Here is a 21,186-nt window from a genome sequence, read left to right on the forward strand (position 1 = left end):
GTATTCAATCGATTGTCTTTGGGAATATAACCGGTTCATGATGTCCGAAAAAAATGCTTGCATAGGTAAACATATAGCGGGACGATCCATCCAGATCCGTCCCGCTATTTTAACCTAAATTTTAACCATTTTCTTACCTCAAAATGATTCATTTGTGCAGTTAAACTAAAACCGCTGTACCACTGGTTTGACCGCAGTCAGCACCAGAAAGTTTCTTTATATTTTCGAGCATGTCTTCAACCATACTTTGCAGATCATAATCAGGCTTCCATCCCCAATCTTTTCTTGCCGTCGAATCATCAATGCTTTGCGGCCAGCTATCGGCAATCTCTTGTCTGAAATCAGGTTGATATGCTATTTTAAAATCAGGCATTTGTTTAACAATTTCCGAATAAATCTCCTCAGGCGTAAAACTCAGCGCTCCGATATTGTAGGCAGTCCGCACAGACATATTCACTACCGGAGCATTCATGAGTTCGAGCGTTGCCCGGATAGCATCCGGCATATACATCATTGGCAATCCTGTATCTTCTTTTAAAAAACAGGTGTAAACTTGTGCTTTTACAGCGCTATGAAATATATCTACTGCATAATCCGTAGTACCCCCACCCGGCTCACCAGCACTAATTAGTCCCGGGTAACGCAGACTACGCACATCAAGTCCATATTTTTCAAAATAGTATTTACACCACAATTCACCAGCGGCTTTACTCAGCCCATAAATGGTTGTGGGTTCCATAACTCCATATTGTGGTGTGTTTAATTTTTGGGAATTTGGCCCAAATACAGCAATACTACTTGGCCAGAATACCTTAGACACTTTATATTTTACAGACAAGTCCAATACATTCAGTAAACTGTTCATATTTAAATCCCAGGCTGCCTTTGGATTGCGTTCGCCATTGGCGGAAAGGACGGCTGCCAGGTGATATACCTGAGTGAACGCTTTACTTTCCATCAAACTTTCCAAGGCGACTGTATCCATCACATTCAACTTTTGATAAGGCTCCATGCTGGCTGGAACAGTTTCAGGCGCTGCAATATCTGTAGCGAATACACTATCAGTCCCGTATTTCTTGCGCAAAGCAGACGTCAGTTCACGTCCAATCTGTCCGCAAGCACCAATAACCAAGATAATTTCTTTTGTTTTCATAGCAATATCGGATGTTAATGATCTCCTTAATGATGACAAAGTTGCTGTGACGATTACTTTTTACAATGGCTTGATGTTTTTTTTGTAAATTCTACTAAAAAATCACATAAATCACAAAATATTATTTGCCTGTAAAACAGCCGTGGAAAAAAAAGCGAAATATTATGTGTTTTCAGTTGGTTGGTTTGCCAAAAAAAGTATCTCTTTGTCGACAAATGTTACCAATATGTTAAATCAAACTCTCGATCAGGTCGATCTCGATATTTTAAGGCTATTACAACAGGATGCTACCTTGTCGACCAAAGCCATTGCCACCACCTTGAAGCGGGTAAACACTACCGTCATCAATCGGATAAAGCGGCTGAAAGATCTGGGCTATATCAGCGGCAGCACCACACTCATCGAACGTAAAAAGTTTGGAGACATCCTGATCGCCTATACCCAGGTGCATGTGAACGACCATACTGCCGAAACCCTGCTGTCCTTCCAGGAGGAGGCAGTCAAATTTCCTGAAGTACTCGAATGTTACCATATGACCGGCGCATTTGATTTTTTACTCAAAATCATTGTTAAAGACATGGTTGGTTACAATAATTTCCTGGTGCATAAATTGGCCAGAATCAAAAATATTGGCGCGCTGCAAAGCTATTTTGTCATCAACGAAAGCAAACGAAATCTCAACTATCCTTTAGATCATCTTCTGTAACGGCGAAATCAACCCTGGTGCTTTTTACCAGTAGTATTCCAGAAGTCCGCAAACAGTTCAAAAAGAGCTTTTGCATCTACATCAACTTCAGCGGCAGAATACATCAGCTGTAACGCCCCGGTTGATTTGTCATAAGCCATATTCCACATCATCTTAGAAAGCCGGCCAGCATATTTATCCGAATTTCCAACAGTAACTACAACAAGCGTATCCCCACCCATTTTCTGCAACTGAACATCCTTTACGTCAACCCAGTCCACCCGGCCAAAAGCTTTGGACAATGGTGTGGTCTTTCCCATAAACATCTGCTCATTCATTTCTATTAAAGGAGATTTGTCTCTCAGATTAACCAAAGTCTTTAAAGTTAAAATGAGCATAATCAGCAAGGCAGCCCCAGAGAAAATAGCTGGTTTTAATTTCATTTCGCCATCAAACAAACCTATACTGTACAATAAAACGGCCACCAGCACAATGCAGACAGTCAGTGCATATAACAATAATTTATTTGTCTTTTTCTTATTTCGGTATAACTTAACCTCCCCTTTCATCATCGCGTTTCTCATTATTATAGGAAAAAAAATATTCAGATTTATTGCAGTTTAAAATAGAATTTCCGGTATTTAAACTATCCTTATTCAAGCTAAGTAAACAAAACCTGTCGAGAAATACAAACCTAAATGGCTAACCGATACATTTGCAGTGCAAAAAAATACAAATGCGAATAACATTGAGGTTGTTGTTGGAAATAAAAAAAACTTGACTATATTTACATAACCAGTTATGTAACTAACTATACTTATGGATTTTTTCGAGAAAACAGGTAAGATGGCTTTAGGTAGCCGTTTAAGATTAATGACTGCTAAAATAACGGATGATGCTGTTAAGATATACGAGCTATATCATATAGAATTTTCGCCAAAATGGTTTCCTGTTTTCTTTGTACTTGCAACCTGCGGCGAAAAGACAATTACGGAAGTCGCTAACGAAATTGCACATTCTCAGCCATCCGTAAGCAAAATTGTTCAGGAAATGATCGCTGCCGGGTTGATCCAGGAAAATCGGGAATCGACAGATAAACGTAGGAATGTGGTGGCGCTGACTGAGAAAGGCATTACAATCTCCAAACGCATTGAAATACAATGCGCAGATGTAGATGCGGCTATTGAAAGCGTGATTGCTGAAGCCAGACACAATTTATGGGAAGCCATTGAAGAATGGGAATTTCTTTTAGAACAGAAGTCTTTATTTAGAAGAGTACATGAACAGAAAAAATTACGTGAAGGTAAGGATGTCCAGATTGTGGAATATGAAGCACAGTATCAACAAGCTTTTCGCGCATTGAATGAGGAATGGATATCTACCTATTTTAAAATGGAAGCGGCGGATTATAAGGCTTTAGATAATCCGCAAACCTATATTTTGGACAATGGTGGAAAAATATTTGTAGCCCTGTATAACAATGAACCGGTAGGTGTTTGTGCACTCATTAAAATGAATGATCCTGACTATGATTTTGAACTGGCAAAAATGGCAGTCTCCCCTAAAATCCAGGGAAAGAGTATCGGCTGGCTACTTGGTCAGGCAGTGGCAGATGCCGCAAAAGTGTTGGGCGCATCCAAAATATACCTGGAAAGTAATACCTCCTTAAAACCGGCAATTAATCTATATCATAAACTCGGGTTTAAAAAAGTAGTAGGCAGATCTACACCTTACGAACGCTGCAATATCCAAATGGAATTAGAATTATAAAATATTAAAAACACAAGGCGAAACTTCTCAACAGCCACCAAAACTGTAAGCGATGATGGTGCCATCTTTTGTCTCCTTAATGGTCAAGGTTTCTGATCCCCCCTCTTGTGAATAATAAAACTCCTGATCAATGTTTCGCTCAACCCGCTCCTCTTTACCAAGATTTTTATTATACCACCAGCTAAATTGATCATATAAACTGTGACTTAAACTGCGTTTCTTTAATCCAATTTCCGCCTCAGAAAGATTACTGTTGGACGAAATTAATTTTAACATCAATAAAATCGATTCATGTTTATTTAAGCCTTTAAGGAAAAGCAAATGTTCTTCACCTCCAGCTCCCCCTTCTTCTGCATAACCCAGGCTAAGTTTATAATAACTGCCATTTTTATAGGTATAGGTTTGCTCATAATTGATTTCTTCCTTGGTTTGTTTAGGCAAGTCCTTCTTTTTAATGGAAACGGGCGAGCCAAAAAAGGAAGCGAGGTAAGCAGGTGCTACCTTTTCAATCCCGACTACATTTTTTTTGGGATAAAGATCCGGCAATCTGGATAACAACAGATTTGGCACATAACCAGACTTCCCTGCATAAGTCACCTTAATCCAATATCCTTTCAGACTATACCAACTGGCGCCAAGTTGTTCATAATCGCCGCGTTCTGCTTTGGACATACTACCGTAATAACTCAAAACCACGTTAAAGGGCATCAGACCACTTGAACCTGCAATCTCCAAAACCGAAGCACCTTTTGGTATATTAATCAGCGCTTTACTACCGGCATTTCCCTGTTCACGCAGTACTAAAGCACTTCCTTTCCAATTGTATAAAATTCTGTTCTGTGCGACAGATTTGAATGTACAAAGGGCAAAAATTAAAAATAAGTATAGCTTAAATCTAGATATCGACATACGGATTGTGTTTTCTGGTATCCTTACAAATACCTAACCATAATTTAATGAACAAAAACAGCCGGAACACTACTTTTTTACCAATCGAATGTATTTGTCGCCACAACCAGCCAATTTCACGTAATAGTTCATGGAATTACCATAGTTCTGAATGATAATTTCCTTGTCTTGAAGCTGGCCATCGATACCAACGGGAAGTTTCATTACTGGTTTTTGCTCCCTCTCTTCTTCGCTATCGTTTGAAATATCCCCTTCATACTCTGCCCATTCAATACCTTCAAAGGTAACATAGCTTTCTTTACCGTCCTCACTTTTAGAAATGGAGACTTTCCCCTTATAGGTAGTATCTGAAATTAAAGTATAAAAATACTGTGCCTGGCGCTTAACAATGTCCAGCGTAATCTGGCAGCCAGGGGCAGCACCACCATCCTCCAGCGCACTGGAAATATAATGTCCTTCAATGGCATCAGCTGTCGGAGCAGATAACGCTGGTTTAGCCAGCACGGTCTCTCCCGGATTTGAAACCGTAACCGAATCGCTTTTTTGCACTGTTTTAACGCCCGACTGGCAGGATGAAAAATAAACCAAAACGGTTATTAAAAAAGAAGTCATGACCACATTATTCATAGGGATGTTACATTTATAATACGGCTTTAAATATAACACTTCTTTCAGGGTATTTTCATCCTGTAAATATCCTTTAGCTACCGTCATCAAAAAACATCAGGGACAAATATCACCAGATATAGGTCGACACGGATCCTTTATCCAATTGTACTTTAATCGCTTTACCTTTATAATCAATGTTAAACACTTGATTTTCCTTGCTAACATTGGCTACAATTAGTATCGTTTTTCCAGTTGAAGTTTTAAACGCGACATTAGAAAGATACTTGGTTTCATTTGATGCAATACGCACAGCACCAGGGCGTACAAATTTGGATGCATGTGCCATTGCATAATAAGCAAGATTCATAAAAACACGATCGCCGTCTATGGTAATCGCACCCTGGCACATAGGACATCCACCCCGGTCTGTGAATGGTTTATTCTCCGAATCTGCTGCCAGGTTCCATTCTAAAACTGTCTTACTCCAATTTCTGGTCGCCCCGATAATCAATCTCTTCACTGGCGATACGATATTGATTTCTGGATCATTTGGATTCTGAATCACCATTTGTTCAGTGAAATAAATGTTCTTATCGGGATGTGCCTGGTGTACTTCTGTTAAGGCATCAATCTTCCCCCCGTAAAGGTGAAAGGCAGAGCCATCAATGTATTTTTTAGCGTCCGGATCGTTTAAGATACTGATGGGATAATCCGGGCGGTCGGCATTGTGGTCATAAATCACAATTTTAGTGTCCAGTCCTGCTCGCTTAAAAGCTGGCCCCAAATGATTTTTAACAAAGTCAGCCTGCTCTTCTGCCAGCATCAACAAGCTTGGATTGTTCCCCGGATGTAAGGGTTCGTTTTGTACAGTAATGGCATCTATACGTATCCCCTCCTTTTTCATATCCTGAATATAGCGCACAAAGTATTTCGCGTAACTCTCATAAAATTCCGGTTTCAGGCTTCCACCACGTGCATCATGAGCGGTTTTCATCCACAATGGCGGCGACCATGGCGAACCCATAATTTTGATTTTTGGATTAATTGCCAGAATTTCCTTCATCACCGGGATCACATCTCTCCGGTCCGGTCCCAAATCAAACTTTCGCTGTTCGAGATCGACCTCGCCTTCAGGCAAATCGTTATAAGAAAATACCTTTTCATTGAGATCAGATGCCCCAACCGTCAACCTGATATAGCTAACGCCAATGTTATTTCCATCTGTAGCAAACAGCTGTTTTAAAATAGCGGTTCTGGCTTTTGCGGTCATTTTAATCAAATGCTGTGCACTACCGCCCGTTAAGGCATAACCAAAACCGTCAATAGATTGAAAGGTCTCCCGTTCATTTACAAAAATGGTTGGATGATCTTCACGTTCTTTACTAAATACAGGCTCTTCCTTTTGCTTGGCAAAAAGTACAGATCGATCGCCCTTTGTTAACCAGTAACTGGCTTTATTTTGTGCAGTTGCCTGGATGGCCATGGCCAGGCATATCCCTAAAAAAACTGTAGTGATGTGAGGTTTTATCATGACTTGCTGGATAATGATGTACACGTGTTTATTTGGTTTTGAGTGATGCATCTAATTTTGATTTTATAACCATATCAATGGATGCCGGATTGGTAAATTTCTGATCACCTCTTCTACTTGCGGATGATGATCCAGCCTTGCCCAGGTCTGGTACCAGCTTTCCTTTTTAAATGCCTTAGCCCCAAACAATAAAAAAGGTTGTGCTACCGGCCAATCCTTCCAATACATCACATCCGGTTTTAAAGGCCATTTTTGTTTGTCCCGAACAAAAGGGAACAGGTAATCAATTCCAGTCTGGATAGACTGCCCTTCCTTTGCCTGGTAAGTCCAAAGGTTATCTTCAGGTGTAGATAAAATCTGGCACAGCATCACCATCGCATCTAAATTGAAAATCGAATATCCATAAGGTTTGGTCCTGGCGAGTTCCAGAGGGAAACTCCCATCAGCAGCCATCTGCGCTGGAAGTAAGACATTTTTGTATCTCAAACGCATAGAATCAAGCATCGGCTGGTCATTGCAAAGTTTAGCAAATGATGCCACTTGCATGGCCCAGCAGCTCGAGTGGTTATTTTTAATGGCCTTTTCCTGGAGTCCGGGTTTGCTCGTGTTTAGCCATACAGTATAAGCAAAGAACCACTTTTTAATTCCATCTGCAATGTTTTTTTTAAAAATACCCGACCGTTCAAAAACCAATACACCTTGCGCCACTTCCATGAGATGGATGGTATCAATGATTCCATAATTTCGACCCTGATGTTTTCCTTTAATGGCCTGGGCATACCACAAATTCGGATTCATTAAAGTTTCAGGATTTAAAAACCAAGCCTCCAAATGCAAAATGGCATGCTTTACATATTTTTCGTCACCCGTTAATACGTAAGCAGAAGCCAATGCACCAATCACATTACTCAAGCGGATCATGGCTTTTCGGTGGGCAACAAAGTTATCCGGATTGGTTAAACCATCTCTTTCTACGTATGGCCCTTCAGGATTTTTTGGATCAGGCCAGAAATAATCTGCTTCAGAAAAAAAGTCATGTTTACCGCCAGAGCTTCTCGGAGATGATTCAGCAGTCACCGTAACCGGTGCTTGTTGCAAGGCCCAGCGTGCTTCTTTCATCACCTGCTCCTTTAATAATGCAGCTGCATCTTTTTTAATGTCAATAACAGGAGCCGCCGTAAAACTAGTAGCAATCAGAAAAAACAGGAGCAGTTTAACAGTTTTCATACACAGCTAATTTATTTTTCTGACAGATAAGGCATTTAAAATTGGTTTTCCTTGCAGCGGAATAAAATCAAGCACAATACCCTGATTTTCCCTAACTTCAATTTTTATGGTTTGATGAACCGCAGTAGCATAGCCATGCATTTGAGCAATGTTAAAATTTTCCAAAAACTTCACTCCATTGATGTTCAGATCAAAAACCCGTTGCTGTTCCCGTCTTTCCTTTACAACCTGATTATCTAAGTTATACGCCAGCGACTCTTTGAAAGCACCGCCCAGTAATTCTGCAAAATATAAATCAAGTTCATAGTTTCCGTTTGGCACATCTATTTTATAAGCTTTGATGCCAACCTGTTGTGTCTGATAAATTGGATCAAGATCCGTATTCTGGATATTCTTGTCTGAACCATAGGTGATCCTGCTATTGCCACCTTTAAAAGCTTCACCGCCAATATAACCCCACGATCCTTTGCGATACGACTGATCCGGGATCCACAATATCTGATGTTCATCGTCAATAAAATAGCGTTTTGCACCCAATAGAATGTGGAGCGTTTTAAAGGTATCGCCAACGGCAAAGCTGTTGGGTAAAAGGTTGAAATCAATGTCGGCCTGATCTGATAAAAATGGCTGCTGAGGGTTTGAAGCCCGAAGCTGATTGCTGCCATTTACAAAGGGAACATCCCATTCACAGATATGATCTATACTCTTTTTAACCCCCAGACTTTTCCCATTTAAAAACAATTCAACCAGCGGTAAATTCGTTGTAATCTGGACAGGTTGAGTACAAAAAGCGCGGAGAGAATCGGCGATACCAGTTCTTTTATCCCAGTTTCTCGAAGCAATTTTGATAAAGGGCTGATCCAGTAAATAAGCCTGATACAAGTACCAGGTGTCTTTAGGTTTGCGGCCTAAGGTTAATAAACCTTTATTATTGATATGCGGCATTGTTTCTTCACGGCTTTCCGAACTGAAATCTGCCAGGTTCCAGACCATACCGCCGCTTACAAACGGACGCTTCAGCATTTCATTCAAATATACCTGGCTAAACTTCATGGCATACTCCACACTCTTATCGAAACGAATGGGATTAAATGAGCGGATTCTTGGATCTGCATCCGCCCCAAATTCGGTAATCAGCAAAGGTTTATCCGGCAATTCCCTGCGGTGCTTATCTAAAAACTCACCAAAACCACTGAGCTCACCGCCATACCAGCCCTGGTATAAATTCCACCCGATCACCATTGGAATTTTGGTTAGTCCAACACCATGGTAACGTTCAAAATCACCATGCAAAGCCATCATGGTATACCTTGAACTGTCTTCTTTTCGTGTCAGGTTTTCCAGAGTCTGGGCCAATTCCCGGATATGGCTAAAGTACAGTTCTTGTCTTTCTTTTTCACCTCCAAACCGTGGCCGCAACAAGACCTCATTCATATATGCCCACATGATTACACTCGGATGGTTAAAGTTTTGACGGATCATCTCCAACTGCATGTTTTTGCAATTCTCCGTAAACGTTGCGTTTTCTGTAATTTCATTGACGATTGGAATTTCTACAGAAGCCAATATCCCCAAACGGTCGCAGGTTTCAAGGATCACCGGATCTTGTGGATAGTGTGCTACCCTTAAAAAGTTTCCGCCCATTGCCTTTAGTAATTCTACATCTTTGATCTGCAATGCTTGAGGAACAGCATTTCCAAGACCTTTATAATCCTGATGCCGGCTTGAGCCCATCAATTTAAGTGGCTGCCCGTTTAAGAAAAAACCTTGCGCTGCGTCAAATTTAAACCACCTGAAACCTATAGTACTGGAGATTTCATCTATTACCGATTTAGATTTTGGATCAATGATACTACATACAACGCTATATAAGGCAGGTGAACTCGGCGACCACAATTCAGGCAGATTTACAACCTCCAGGTCCTGATGGATCGTCTCGTTTACAGCACCTTTTAGATTAACGGGCATCAAACGACTGGACACCATTTTACCTTTGGGATCGTAAAGTGTCGTTTTCAATTGCAATTTCCGATTTAAACTGGCGGTATTGCTCAGCATGCTCCTGACCCTGACGCTTGCTTTTTCAGCAGATACTGAAGGTGTACTGATGTACAGACCATCACTACCGTAATCACCGGTAAAAAAATGAACAGAATTGGTTGCCAGCAAAGCAACTTTTCTATAAATTCCGCCGAAAAAAGTAAAATCGGCTGTTAAAGGTGGGATGTCTTCGTTGTAACGGTTGTTGACCTTAACGGTAAGCTCATTTTTAAAACCCGCAGTAGTATTCAGTAATTCGGAAATCGGAACGATAAATTTGGTATACCCGCCAACATGTTTTCCAGCCAATTGACCATTGACATACACCTCAGCTTCCTGATTTACACCGTCAAAACATAAAGATAGCGTTTTTCCCTTTAGGGATGGGTTGATCGTCAACACACGTTTATAGACTCCAACTCCACGATAGTAACCAGAAGCATCATCCATTACATCATTTGCATTCCAGGTATGTGGCAAGGAAATTTTGTCCCAGGTTTGCTGGTCTTTACTAAATGTCCACAAATCATTTAAACCAATGTAAGTTCGGCCAATACCTTGTGGTACCTGTTGCCCGAATGCAGCATTGGAAAGTAGAATCAATACCAGGTAAAAGTATATTCGCTTAAATAATGTCATAAAGAATTATTGCAAAGTAAATTCAGTTTCCAATTTAGTCTGATCCGATGAACCGCCAATCATCAGTTTAAATACACCAGGCTCCGTGATCCATCCGGCACCACTTTTATAAAAGGCGAGTTTGTCGGTACCGATTGTAAAAGTCAGTTCCTGACTTTCGCCTGGATTTAGCATCAGTTTTCTGAAGTCTTTCAATTCTTTAACTGGTCTGGCCAGAGAGGCCACTTTGTCCTGCAGATACAGCTGAACCACTTCTTCACCTTTTACATCCCCTGTATTCGTTAACTTTATGCTTACCCGCAAGGGCTCACCTTTCTTTAATGTCTTTGTGCTCAACTTAAGATCTGAGTAGCTAAATGTCGTGTAACTTAAGCCGTAACCAAAAGCATATTGTGGACTATTGGGCGAATCAATATATGCAGATCTGTACCTGATTTCTTTAGGGTTACCTACTGGCCGTCCTGTATTTAAATAATTATAGAACAAAGGAATCTGACCCACAGATCTTGGAAAAGTGATGGGCAATTTTCCTGAAGGGTTGTATTCGCCAGAAAATACATTTGCCAGGGCATTTCCCGCTTCTGCACCCAACCAAAAAGCATAAATAATGGCGTCAGCTTTCTCAGCAATATGATTAAATATCAAAGGTCTTCCGCCCATTACCACCACCACTACCTGCTTTCCAGTTGCTTTCACGACATCAAAAAGTGCTTCCTGCTGACCAGGTAAATTGATATTTGATCTTGATTTCGCCTCTCCACTCATGTCACCCGCTTCACCTAAAACCATGATGACAAGATCCGACGCCATCGCTATCTGAATTGCTTCTTCAAAACCGGCTGTCGTATTTCCATTTAAATCACATCCTTTGGCATAGCTAATCGATGATTTATTCCGGAACTTATGTTTTAACCCTTCGTAAACGCTGGTCATACTTGCAGTATCAGCGTATACAGTCCAGGTGCTGGCCAGATCAGCTTTAGCTTTTACCAACGGCCCGATCAGGGCAATTTTCTGGTTTCCTTTAATCGGCAATACATGTTGCTCATTTTTTAACAAAATGATGGATTGCTCAGCTACATTTCTGGCAATTAAAGCATGTTGAGGATCATTCATGGCCTGTTTTTCCCGTTCCACATTACTAAATTTATAAGGATCATCAAACAGTCCCAATTCAATTTTTTTATACAAAATCCTTTTTACGGCATCATCCAGTAGGGAAAGCTTCACTTTTCCTGCTTTGATTAAGGCTTCTAATTCTTGTTTATATGCACTGCTTTCCATATCCATGTCGCTACCCGCATTCATCGCAAATTCAGCCGCCTCATTTAAGTTGCCTGCATAACCCCAGGGAATCATCTCGCGGATGGAACCCCAGTCACTAACCACAAAGCCTTTATAATTCCACTTTCCCTTTAAAATATCGCGTTGTAAATAGACACTTGCAGTGGCCGGCACCCCATTCAAAGTATTAAATGAGTTCATAAAAGTTGCCACTCCGGCATCCGCTGCAGCTTTAAATGGAGGAAGGTATACTTCATGGAGCATTTGCTCGCTCATATCTACAGGATTATAATCCCTACCAGCAAAAGCTGCCCCATAGGCTGCAAAATGCTTGGCGCAAGCCATAATCCCATCTATGCCACCAAGCCGATCGCCCTGGAAGCCATAAACCCTCGCCTTAGCGATCTGTGCACCAAGATAGGTATCCTCACCAGCACCTTCCATCACCCGGCCCCAGCGCGGATCACGTGCAATGTCGACCATTGGAGCAAAAGTCCAGTGGATGCCTGATGCAGATGCTTCTTTGGCCGAAATGTGTGCAGACTGCCTAATCAAATCCATATTCCAGGACGCAGCTTCGGCTAGGGGAACCGGAAACACCGTTTTATAACCGTGTATCACATCCAGGCTAAACAGCAAAGGAATTTTTAATCGGGATTGCAAAGCGACAGCTTGAATTTCCCGGGTGTCTTTAACACCTTTCACATTCAGCATCGATCCTACCATACCACTCCTGATGTCATTCAACAAAGTGTTTTTACGGTCGCTGGCTGGACCTGTTACTTCCGTTCCGGTATACTGGTTTAACTGTCCGATTTTTTCTTTTAAGGTCATTAACCGAAGCACAGAGTCTACGCGTTTAACAATCCTGGCATCCTGAGCGGAGAGTATTAAGGGAGAGAGCGTAAAAAAGTTGCAACACAATAAAATGGTAAACAGATTGTATTTTTTCATTATATAAGGACTTACAGTAATATTCTTGCCGTAAAGCTATTTGATTTATGTGATAAGAAAAAGCAAAAAATATTATAATAATCTGACAAACAATAGATTACATAAAAACACAATACGTTTTACACACAGGTATAAATCTGCGTATATATTGATTATGACGGATTTAGGGAGTTTGCTCATTTGACCCTGATACGCTTAAAAAACATTAAATATTATCAAAAAAAACCGCATTAAAACTAAAAAAAACCTTTTTTAAACTAGCAAAAAGGCAGTTGCATGCAGATCGTCAGATTTATATGCCCAAAGATTTTATATTTGGTTAACAAACATCTTTTCAACCTGATAAACCATGAATATCTTATTAAAAAAAAAATGATTTTACTTTGCTGTGGATTTTTTTGCTACACCGCAATGGCACAAAAACCGTCAAAATCAGGATTTAAAGTAATTGCCTTTTATACCGCAAAAAATGATCAGGCACACATCAGTTATGTACATGAGGCCAACCAATGGTTTCCTGAAATTGCCGCCAAATATCATTTCAGTTATGATTCTACAAGCAACTGGAACAATATGAATGCCGAATTTCTGTCTACCTATCAGGTGGTAATTTTTCTTGACACCCGGCCAGAAAGCCAGGCACAAAGGATGGCCTTTGAAAGCTACATGAAAAATGGCGGCGCCTGGCTGGGTTTTCACTTCTCGGCATTTGCCCTGGCAAAATCCAGCTATCCCGACAATTGGAACTGGTACCATAATGAATTTCTCGGTTCAGGCTCATATGGTAGCAATACCTGGCGACCAACATCAGCAGTTTTACGTGTAGAAGACAGCAAACACCCGGTCACAAAACAACTCCCAAAAACGTTCAGGGCTTCGCCTAATGAGTGGTATCGCTGGCAAAACGATCTCCGTAAAAATTCCGATATTGATATTTTACTGGCAATAGATAGCAGCAGTTTTCCTTTAGGCACTGGTCCTAAAGCTTATGAGATCTGGCATAGTGGTTACTACCCAGTAGTTTGGAGCAACAAAAAATATAAAATGGTCTATGTAAATATGGGCCACAACGACATCGATTATGAGCATAAAACCAATCAGGATCTTTCACATACCTTCGACAATGACATTCAAAATAAGATGATCATCAATTCAATTCTATGGCTGGCTGATCCCAAGACAAAAAAAAGCAATTAGCACAATAACATTCCGGCAGGCAACAGGATCCTGCCGGATTCAAAAATGTTATTTATTCAGACCTGTATACACAGCCTTTCTCAAAACACCCTCTGCAGTATCACCTGCGTATTCCCAATACATGGCACCCAGCATGCCCCGGTTCAGCAGATACTCACATTTAATTGCTATGGATTCCGGGCTTTCATAAGTGCACACAAATTCGCCCTTATCATTTTCTAAAAAAGGCACTTTCGCTTCTGCATCCCATTGCGTTTTAAAGCCCCTAAGTTTCAGCACCTCTTTGTAGTCTATAAAGTTGGTGATACCATTTGTACCGTGACCATAAAATGGAATCCCCAAAACCAGTTTGTTGATCGGCATTCCGGCACTGACATGTGCCGTCACAGCCTCATCTACACTAATTCCTCCGGTATATTTTGAGCGAAACAAACCTGCATGATGATTTGGTGGATTTCCCATATCATAGGTCATGATATTTACAAAATCAACCAGCGGTTCAATGGATTTGAAATCGATGTATTTTGCATCAGCAGATGTGGCCAGTGTGAGCAATTTACCGCGGCCTATGGTGCTCCGAATGGCATTCATCATTAAAGTATAGTTTTGCGTATCATCCGGAGAAGCGGATATTTTAGCCGCCTTGCTGGTTGGATATTCCCAGTCGATGTCAATCCCATCCAGGTTAAACTCATTCAGTATACGCAGGCAATCCTTTGCAAATCCGGTTCGGTTCTCCTCCGATGCAGCCATTTCACTAAACCTGCCACTCCCCCAGCCACCTATCGAAATCAGTACTTTTAATTTTGGATGAGTAGCTTTTAAGGCGGCAAGTTTCTTCAACCTTTCTGGATTATCAATACGGATTCCATTAAAACTGTTACTGACATGTCCAAAAGCATAATTGATGTGGGTGATGTAATCCGGATCAGGCATGACATCCGTCCAGGATGTTACATAAGCCACAGCTACTTTTCCGGAAGTTTTATTTTGTTCTTTTTTAGCGCCAGAACTTTGGGCAAAAGAAACTGTGCCGACCAGGAGCATCAGGCACAGCGTTTTTATAGATTTGAGCATAAGGTGATATGGTTTCATAAGTTTATTAATTTAAATACATGTATCATTCAATTTATTTTCACAGTTTCAACCTGATGTTGATTTTTGACAGGAATACCGAAAATCCGATCATCACCGCTGCCCAGCCTAAAGAACCCGCTACTGCCAGTAACGGACTCGCTTCTTGTTTGTAAAAAAAGATTTCGAAACCCATTCCCCAGCAAATAAAATAAATGACATCAGGAGCAAGATAAGTAGTGAGTGAATTCTTCCCGGCAGCCTGAAACATACTCGCCCAACGCAATTTACCTTTAATGTCAACAATCAGAAACAGCAAGCTATAAACCAACATACTTATTCCGTTACAGACCAATGCCCAGCTTGGTGTACCGTATATTTTAGAAAGGATAAACCAGTTACGTAAAAAGAAGCCCAAGCCTATACATATTAGCCCCAGGGCGGCGATGCACAAAGCTATTTTTTTAGCGCTCCAGCTTTTTTGCCCAAGCATCAAACCCACCGTCAAGCCAGCCAATACAATTGAGGGTACATTTCCATCAATAATCACCCCAAATACTGGATTCAGAAAATCAAGCCAACCAAGCAGACCCAACTGCGAACAAATGTTCATGCCGATAAAAAACAGCCATAAGCCTGCAACTGGCCACAATTTTGACTTTAAAAACAAACAAGAAAGTGCAGCTACAAAATAGCCCCAGCCAATTAAGCCTAAAATGCCCCACCATTCGATCTTTAACCAGGAAACATGCCCCGGTTTACCCGCTTTAAAAACAATAACCAGCGCTAGTAAACCAATTATCCCCAGTCCTTTCAATAATAAGTAAACGGTTTTTTTCTGTTCCTTTTTAGGATAGGTATTCCAAACCAGGAAAACAGCAACATATAGCAATACAGCCCAAAGGTTGCGGTCAATTCCACTAAGTTCTGAATTTAACCGACCGACATTTAACATCAATACGCCAATGAGCAACAAACTCAAAGTTCTGATCAGGATATGCGTAACAACCTGAATAGTATCCTCACCCAGTTTTTTTCGCGAAGCGATGGCATAAGGTATAGACATGCCTACCATGAATAAAAAGCCAGGAAAAACCCAATCTGCCAGCCCCATCCCATCCACATCCCCTTCGCTATGGAGCAGCCAGTGGGGTACGCCCCGCTCATACAAATCATTTACAAAAAGCATAAGGAAAAGCGTTAGCCCCCTCATGACATCAATTGATAAGATCCTTTGGATCTTTGGTTGAGATTCGTTCATTTATTTGCGATTAACGTTCAAAAACATTTCCCTTTTTATCTGTAGCAATTACCCAACGCAAAGCGGCTATAATCAGTTTATTCTGCGTGGCATCTTTAAAAATTTCGCCGCCGTGTCCCATATTCAAATAGATCATCCGGTAATCGGTATTGGTCCAGATCACCGGCGTATCCCCGTCCGGAAGAATATCCTTTAAGCCCAAGGGATAATTGTCCGTAGACAAGGACGCTAAAACTTTTACATTTTTACGTTCCCGCGGGCTTGGCTTCCATTGGTACCATTCGTTGGCAGGAGCAATATAAGTATTGGGTAAACCTATAGTGATCGGATGATTGGTATCATCAATGACCAGTTTTGCGGGCAATGGTGGCCAATTGTTACGATAAAACACGCCGCCACCCAGGAAATCAACAAACCATGGCCATTTGGTACTCCGGTCATTATATGCAGCTACATGAAATCCCATCCAGCCCCCGCCATTTTTCATGTATTTTTGAAAAGCCTGTTTTTGGGCAGGGCTATTTGGAAAGTCATTGAGCATCATCACCAGTTGGTAGCCCTTTACCTTCTCATCGTTCATATCATCCATATTTGTAGTCAGGTCAAATACAAAACCATTCCCGATAGTCAGATCTTTAAAGAACTTTATAGCATCATTGGCAAAATCAACATGTGCCGATTCTACCTGCTTATTGTAAAATGCAAGGACTTTAAAGCGGGGATATTGTGCCTGTAAGCTTGTGCCGATTAACACAATCAGCACAATACTCAAGACCATTTGTTTACTAAAAGTAGTTTTCATTCCGTATATCATTTACCGGATGCCCATAAAATGGCATTTCCAAACATCGTTTTAAATTCTGTTGATTTTAATAAATTGGCATGATGTCCCATTAAAAAATAAACATTCCGGGCCTTCATCTTTTCATTGCTCCAAATGACTGGGTGGTCACCCATTTTTAGATCAGAAGCAGGATTATAACTGGCTTCATCCACGTTGGCAAGTACCTTTACATTTGGCCTTGGGCTTTTGTCAAAAGTATACCATTCGTCATCCGGAATACTAAAAGATTCAGGAAGTCCTTTCATAACCGGGTGTCGCTTGTCTTCAACGTGTACAGTTCCTGAAGCACGTTCGGCGATATAACTTTTAAAACGTATACTGCCCATAAATCCGGAAAACCAATTCCACATCGGATAGCCGTCAAATTCACCAAGCAGGGTTGCATGGTGAAAACCAACCCAGCCCCCCTTTCCCTGCTCAATATATTTTTCAAATGCAACTTTAGACTGGTCAGACCAGGCATAAGGCGGATAGTTCAATTGGATGAAGACTTTATAATTCGACAAATAAGCTTCATCCACTTCCTTTGGCTGATTAATTACCGTAATTTCAAAGTGCTGTTTAGCAGCAAAGTCATTGAGCCACAGCAGCGCTGCAGCAACAAAACCTTCATGTCCGCCGCCCCTTTCTGTTAATACCAGGACCTTAAATTTAGGTGGCTTTGAAATGGCTTTAAGATTTAGCGAGAATGTCAGCAGGACAAACATCATCAACCAGAGATTAATTCTTTTGAGTTTCATTTTATATTTATTTTATCTATTTAATTTGTAGACATGGCTGTTACGGCCTGTAAAAACCATCCGGTATGCGGAATCCACTGTTCGCTCCATCTCCATTCATTACCGCCATCCACTACCTTAAAATCAATTCCGGAACCATCTCCTTTACCATCTTTTCCGGTAATGCCATTCGAAATGCCCCCTTTTCCTGTGCCGTGCCCGTACATGGAATCCATGTGAGGCACATTGTTTTGCCCGAACCCATACATCATACACATGTGATACGGATTACATCCTAAAATCCAGGATACCGCATGATTAGCAAATTCGGAAAGTTCAGCCTTTACACCATAGGCAGCTTTGCCAGGATACACCAGACGCCCACCAACAATTGCCGCCGCCGCCAAAGAACCCAACCGGGCATTCTCACCTTGCCACCACCAGCCACTTTCGTTTTCATGCGGAATAAAGAATCCGTTCTGAACTTTATTTTTATAAAGGAAACTTTGGCGTGGATAACCAAATGGGTTGTTCACTTCTTTTGTTACCTTAAGGTTATAATCAAGCGCTGTTTTAATGGTCAATAAAGCAACTTTTCTGCAGTTAGCATCAGTTTCAACATCCAGATACCTGGCCAATGAAATGACAGGTAAACCTGCATCTGCAGCATGCCAGAACGGACGATTCTGATCATCCGCAATAAAATATCCTGTTGCGGACAGCCGCAGGTTTAGATTTTTTGCCCTGATCCTTGCTTCATTCCGATAAATCAGCTTTCCGGTAGCTTTCCACAATTCCGAAGCGGCCATTAAAGCGCAGTAATCATCAATGATATTGTCTTTATGATCATCGGCGTATTGAATGCTAAACTGTTGCAAATGCGCAAAAGCACGTTCAGCGGCAGCCAAATACTGTTCAGAAGAAAATTCACCATGTGTTTTCCATTGGGATATCCTGGCTAATGCGGCAATGGCCATTCCACCGCCTTCCCGATAGGCACATTGGTAGTCGCCTGTTGTCTTGCTGTCCGCAAGTAAGCCCACTACCCTTCTCGCCTTTGGATTTTTATCAAAATAACTAAAAACGGTCATATAAAAATAGCCTTCTTTAGCAAGTGAACGCATCAGGTAATCAGCGCCATATAGTCCCTCCTGAACAAGTGACTTCCTGCTTCCGATCTGTTCCAAAAGAACAGCTATCTTTTCTGCAGTATTGGCCATAGACCAGGTGACCATTGGAATCTGTTGCGGCAACATGAAATTCGTATAAGCCAAATGGGAAAAGTACTTACTGACATCGCCTGAAGCATCACACCAACCCCCACTTAAATCAACCGTTTCCTCACTGCCATAAAGTCTGATGGCTTTATCCGCTTCCTTTTCTTCTTCAGAATTTGCCCGTTGATGATAAAAGAAATTTACAATTGCAGGAATGGAAATTTTACCGATTGCGGCTTCCCCTATTTTAAAAGAATCAGATCCGTAATTTATTCCGGCAACAGAAAGACGAATTTTAAAATCACCGGTTTGAATCAAACCGGCAAAATTGATCGGACTATACCAGGCATGATCAGACCAGTCCAATACTTGTTCCGACCGACTTACCTTTCCGGAAAAAACCTGTTTACCCGTTTTGACTTCAACAATTTGAAATTCTACATTGTTCTGCAATGGCATACTGCTCTTAACCATAGCTTCTTTAGAAGCTTTCAGATTATAGGCAACCTGGTTAACTAATATTTGAACCTTTTTAGGAGGTAGCTCCTGAATACCTTTGGAAGCTTTTGACCAGGTCAAAAGGGCAAATATTACAAATGCAGACATCATCATTACTTTAGGCTTCATAGCTTATATTAACTAAAAACGGTCCTGATTCCCGCAAACAGGAACAATTGCAGGAATCAGAACCATCGATTTGAGATTAACGTTATTTTAAAAAGCGAGTGATTTCATCCTTACGCCAGAAATTTTTAAAAATTGATTTGTAGTCACTGTTCCGGTAAGCGTACCAACAAAACCGAAAGTAACCTGGGTAGGCTGTTCAATCGTGAAGTTGATGGTGATGTTGTACCCTTGTGCCACCGTAGTAATCTGCATATACGAAGCGTCATTTGCCGCAGCAAGGACAGCCTTACTTGCTTTAGCAGTTAATGCAGCAACGTCAGGGAGTTGATTGCCTGCATTGGCAACAAAATAAACCGGTGTATTTGCACTCACATTACCAACCCTGGCTTCCAAACTATATTCTCCTGCCGGCAATAGTTTAGTCTGGTAAATCTTACCGTTCGTTACTACATTTAAAGCGGTATTTATGGTGTTTTTCCCTGCCTCCAGAGACATGGTACCAAAGTTATTTACGCCCTCGGCAGCACGTTCCACATACGTACCAAAGGTATCAAATGCGGTTCCCCAGTTATTGGCCTGGGCATTAGAGGTCCAGCTGGCCAGCCTCCTCCATGTCGCTGTATTGCCGGCCACAACTGCACCCTGCGAGAAACTAACCGGCTGGAACATGGTACCGGTAGTGCTTTTCGGATCCATTTTCCCTGGATTGTCTATAAAACTTGCGGTAACATCTGTTCTGGCACTTACCGTCCGGTAGGCAGTATAAAATGTATCGATAGCAGCCGTATCAGGCAGATAAACCGTGCGATAATCAAATGTGCTTCTGTATTTGTAGTTTAAAAGCTGCGCTGTTGAAGAGTTTACCAGCTTTTTTGCCCTGACTTTAGTTCCTGAAGTATTGGTATACAGAATATCCATATAAACAGCCCCACTTGTTTTATCCAAACCACCCCAGACAATATTGGCTGTGGTATTGTCCAGAGAAACATCAGCAATAGGCATATTGATCAAAAAAGCACCATAATTAGGGCCATAAACTTTTACACCACTCCTGACTACGGGAATCGATGGATGCCCGATTGCATCATAGGTGACAATTTCAAAGTTATAAGTACCCTCAACTAAATTGGTTACATATTTACTGAGTGTATCCACAGCAGCTTTCCTAACCACAGGAACGATTAAGGAATCCTGACGGCTGTTCCAGAAAATTTTACATAGCGTTACTTTTCTGTCTGATATGAATAACCCCTGAATCAGCACCCGGTTAAGACCCGATCGTATTTTGAGCGAATCAACCCGGCCACTATAAATGATTTCACCACCTTCAGTGTATTTTTTAAAATCGTCCATTTTGGTACAGGAGGACACTACCGCTATACCAATGACGAACAGGAACAATAAAGCCCTGATATTGAGAATATTTTTCATGATTTTCATTTAATT

At 41.2% G+C, this 21,186-nt stretch carries 17 protein-coding genes; 3 read left to right on the forward strand and 14 right to left on the reverse strand.

Annotated features, from left to right (window positions below; genetic code table 11):
• Positions 1-160: 160 nt before the first annotated feature.
• Positions 161-1,153, reverse strand: a complete 993-nt coding sequence (locus tag IM797_RS02970) for an NAD-dependent epimerase/dehydratase family protein (protein ID WP_194125593.1) — start codon at positions 1,151-1,153, stop codon at positions 161-163.
• Positions 1,154-1,379: 226 nt separating this feature from the next.
• On the opposite strand from IM797_RS02970, the gene IM797_RS02975 reads away from it, so the two are divergent.
• The gene (locus tag IM797_RS02975; protein ID WP_194125594.1) at positions 1,380-1,859 is read left to right on the forward strand and encodes an Lrp/AsnC family transcriptional regulator; all 480 of its coding nucleotides are present in this window, start codon (positions 1,380-1,382) and stop codon (positions 1,857-1,859) included.
• Positions 1,860-1,867: 8 nt separating this feature from the next.
• Here the strand turns inward: IM797_RS02975 and IM797_RS02980 are convergent, their stop codons facing one another.
• Complete coding sequence (locus IM797_RS02980) at positions 1,868-2,422, reverse strand: STM3941 family protein (protein WP_194125595.1); 555 nt, start codon at positions 2,420-2,422, stop codon at positions 1,868-1,870.
• A 235-nt stretch (positions 2,423-2,657) separates the two neighbouring features.
• Here IM797_RS02980 and IM797_RS02985 point away from each other — a divergent pair, with 235 nt between their 5' ends.
• Positions 2,658-3,608 carry a helix-turn-helix domain-containing GNAT family N-acetyltransferase gene (locus tag IM797_RS02985; RefSeq protein WP_194125596.1) on the forward strand — a complete coding sequence of 317 codons (951 nt, stop codon included), beginning with the start codon at positions 2,658-2,660 and terminating at the stop codon, positions 3,606-3,608.
• Between the two features lie 27 nt (positions 3,609-3,635).
• Here IM797_RS02985 and IM797_RS02990 read toward each other — a convergent pair whose 3' ends face one another.
• The 6 genes from IM797_RS02990 to IM797_RS03015 all read right to left on the reverse strand — a co-directional run bounded on the left by IM797_RS02990 (position 3,636) and on the right by IM797_RS03015 (position 12,801).
• The gene (locus IM797_RS02990; RefSeq protein ID WP_194125597.1) at positions 3,636-4,517 is read right to left on the reverse strand and encodes a hypothetical protein; all 882 of its coding nucleotides are present in this window, start codon (positions 4,515-4,517) and stop codon (positions 3,636-3,638) included.
• A 69-nt stretch (positions 4,518-4,586) separates the two neighbouring features.
• Positions 4,587-5,231 (reverse strand): hypothetical protein, encoded by a 645-nt coding sequence (locus tag IM797_RS02995; protein WP_194125598.1) that lies wholly within the window; start codon positions 5,229-5,231, stop codon positions 4,587-4,589.
• A 22-nt stretch (positions 5,232-5,253) separates the two neighbouring features.
• Entirely contained in the window at positions 5,254-6,708 is a 1,455-nt protein-coding gene (locus IM797_RS03000) for a glycoside hydrolase family 30 beta sandwich domain-containing protein (protein WP_228098690.1), read from the reverse strand.
• A 12-nt stretch (positions 6,709-6,720) separates the two neighbouring features.
• Complete coding sequence (locus tag IM797_RS03005) at positions 6,721-7,884, reverse strand: alginate lyase family protein (protein ID WP_194125599.1); 1,164 nt, start codon at positions 7,882-7,884, stop codon at positions 6,721-6,723.
• Between the two features lie 6 nt (positions 7,885-7,890).
• Positions 7,891-10,563, reverse strand: coding sequence for a glycoside hydrolase family 2 TIM barrel-domain containing protein (locus IM797_RS03010; protein WP_194125600.1), 2,673 nt, complete (start codon positions 10,561-10,563; stop codon positions 7,891-7,893).
• A 6-nt stretch (positions 10,564-10,569) separates the two neighbouring features.
• Positions 10,570-12,801: a glycoside hydrolase family 3 N-terminal domain-containing protein gene (locus IM797_RS03015; protein WP_194125601.1), complete on the reverse strand. Its 2,232-nt coding sequence runs from the start codon at positions 12,799-12,801 to the stop codon at positions 10,570-10,572.
• Positions 12,802-13,212: 411 nt separating this feature from the next.
• Between IM797_RS03015 and IM797_RS03020 the strand changes: the two genes are divergently transcribed.
• Positions 13,213-13,998 (forward strand): ThuA domain-containing protein, encoded by a 786-nt coding sequence (locus IM797_RS03020; RefSeq protein ID WP_228098691.1) that lies wholly within the window; start codon positions 13,213-13,215, stop codon positions 13,996-13,998.
• Between the two features lie 48 nt (positions 13,999-14,046).
• Here the strand turns inward: IM797_RS03020 and IM797_RS03025 are convergent, their stop codons facing one another.
• From IM797_RS03025 to IM797_RS03050, 6 genes are all read right to left on the reverse strand, one after another.
• Positions 14,047-15,093: a glycoside hydrolase family 18 protein gene (locus IM797_RS03025; protein ID WP_228098692.1), complete on the reverse strand. Its 1,047-nt coding sequence runs from the start codon at positions 15,091-15,093 to the stop codon at positions 14,047-14,049.
• A gap of 40 nt (positions 15,094-15,133) precedes the next feature.
• The gene (locus tag IM797_RS03030) at positions 15,134-16,333 is read right to left on the reverse strand and encodes a DUF5009 domain-containing protein (protein WP_194125603.1); all 1,200 of its coding nucleotides are present in this window, start codon (positions 16,331-16,333) and stop codon (positions 15,134-15,136) included.
• A 10-nt stretch (positions 16,334-16,343) separates the two neighbouring features.
• Positions 16,344-17,135 (reverse strand): ThuA domain-containing protein, encoded by a 792-nt coding sequence (locus tag IM797_RS03035; RefSeq protein WP_194125604.1) that lies wholly within the window; start codon positions 17,133-17,135, stop codon positions 16,344-16,346.
• An 8-nt stretch (positions 17,136-17,143) separates the two neighbouring features.
• Positions 17,144-17,917: a ThuA domain-containing protein gene (locus IM797_RS03040; RefSeq protein WP_194125605.1), complete on the reverse strand. Its 774-nt coding sequence runs from the start codon at positions 17,915-17,917 to the stop codon at positions 17,144-17,146.
• A 20-nt stretch (positions 17,918-17,937) separates the two neighbouring features.
• The gene (locus IM797_RS03045; RefSeq protein WP_194125606.1) at positions 17,938-19,740 is read right to left on the reverse strand and encodes a glycoside hydrolase family 9 protein; all 1,803 of its coding nucleotides are present in this window, start codon (positions 19,738-19,740) and stop codon (positions 17,938-17,940) included.
• An 87-nt stretch (positions 19,741-19,827) separates the two neighbouring features.
• The gene (locus tag IM797_RS03050; protein WP_194125607.1) at positions 19,828-21,171 is read right to left on the reverse strand and encodes a DUF4998 domain-containing protein; all 1,344 of its coding nucleotides are present in this window, start codon (positions 21,169-21,171) and stop codon (positions 19,828-19,830) included.
• Between the last annotated feature and the right edge of the window lie 15 nt (positions 21,172-21,186).

It is taken from the genome of Pedobacter sp. MC2016-24 (assembly GCF_015223055.1).
GTDB lineage: Bacteria > Bacteroidota > Bacteroidia > Sphingobacteriales > Sphingobacteriaceae > Pedobacter.

Coding starts and splice junctions, on each gene's coding strand:
- IM797_RS02980 (WP_194125595.1), bottom strand. CDS start 2,422: ATGAGAAACGCGATGATGAAAGGGGAGGTTAAGTTATACCGAAATAAG.
- IM797_RS03020 (WP_228098691.1), top strand. CDS start 13,213: ATGGCACAAAAACCGTCAAAATCAGGATTTAAAGTAATTGCCTTTTAT.
- IM797_RS03035 (WP_194125604.1), bottom strand. CDS start 17,135: ATGAAAACTACTTTTAGTAAACAAATGGTCTTGAGTATTGTGCTGATT.
- IM797_RS03015 (WP_194125601.1), bottom strand. CDS start 12,801: ATGAAAAAATACAATCTGTTTACCATTTTATTGTGTTGCAACTTTTTT.
- IM797_RS03000 (WP_228098690.1), bottom strand. CDS start 6,708: ATGCATCACTCAAAACCAAATAAACACGTGTACATCATTATCCAGCAA.
- IM797_RS03025 (WP_228098692.1), bottom strand. CDS start 15,093: ATGAAACCATATCACCTTATGCTCAAATCTATAAAAACGCTGTGCCTG.
- IM797_RS03050 (WP_194125607.1), bottom strand. CDS start 21,171: ATGAAAAATATTCTCAATATCAGGGCTTTATTGTTCCTGTTCGTCATT.
- IM797_RS02990 (WP_194125597.1), bottom strand. CDS start 4,517: ATGTCGATATCTAGATTTAAGCTATACTTATTTTTAATTTTTGCCCTT.
- IM797_RS03045 (WP_194125606.1), bottom strand. CDS start 19,740: ATGAAGCCTAAAGTAATGATGATGTCTGCATTTGTAATATTTGCCCTT.
- IM797_RS03030 (WP_194125603.1), bottom strand. CDS start 16,333: ATGAACGAATCTCAACCAAAGATCCAAAGGATCTTATCAATTGATGTC.
- IM797_RS02975 (WP_194125594.1), top strand. CDS start 1,380: ATGTTAAATCAAACTCTCGATCAGGTCGATCTCGATATTTTAAGGCTA.
- IM797_RS03040 (WP_194125605.1), bottom strand. CDS start 17,917: ATGAAACTCAAAAGAATTAATCTCTGGTTGATGATGTTTGTCCTGCTG.
- IM797_RS03010 (WP_194125600.1), bottom strand. CDS start 10,563: ATGACATTATTTAAGCGAATATACTTTTACCTGGTATTGATTCTACTT.
- IM797_RS02985 (WP_194125596.1), top strand. CDS start 2,658: ATGGATTTTTTCGAGAAAACAGGTAAGATGGCTTTAGGTAGCCGTTTA.
- IM797_RS02970 (WP_194125593.1), bottom strand. CDS start 1,153: ATGAAAACAAAAGAAATTATCTTGGTTATTGGTGCTTGCGGACAGATT.
- IM797_RS02995 (WP_194125598.1), bottom strand. CDS start 5,231: ATGACGGTAGCTAAAGGATATTTACAGGATGAAAATACCCTGAAAGAA.
- IM797_RS03005 (WP_194125599.1), bottom strand. CDS start 7,884: ATGAAAACTGTTAAACTGCTCCTGTTTTTTCTGATTGCTACTAGTTTT.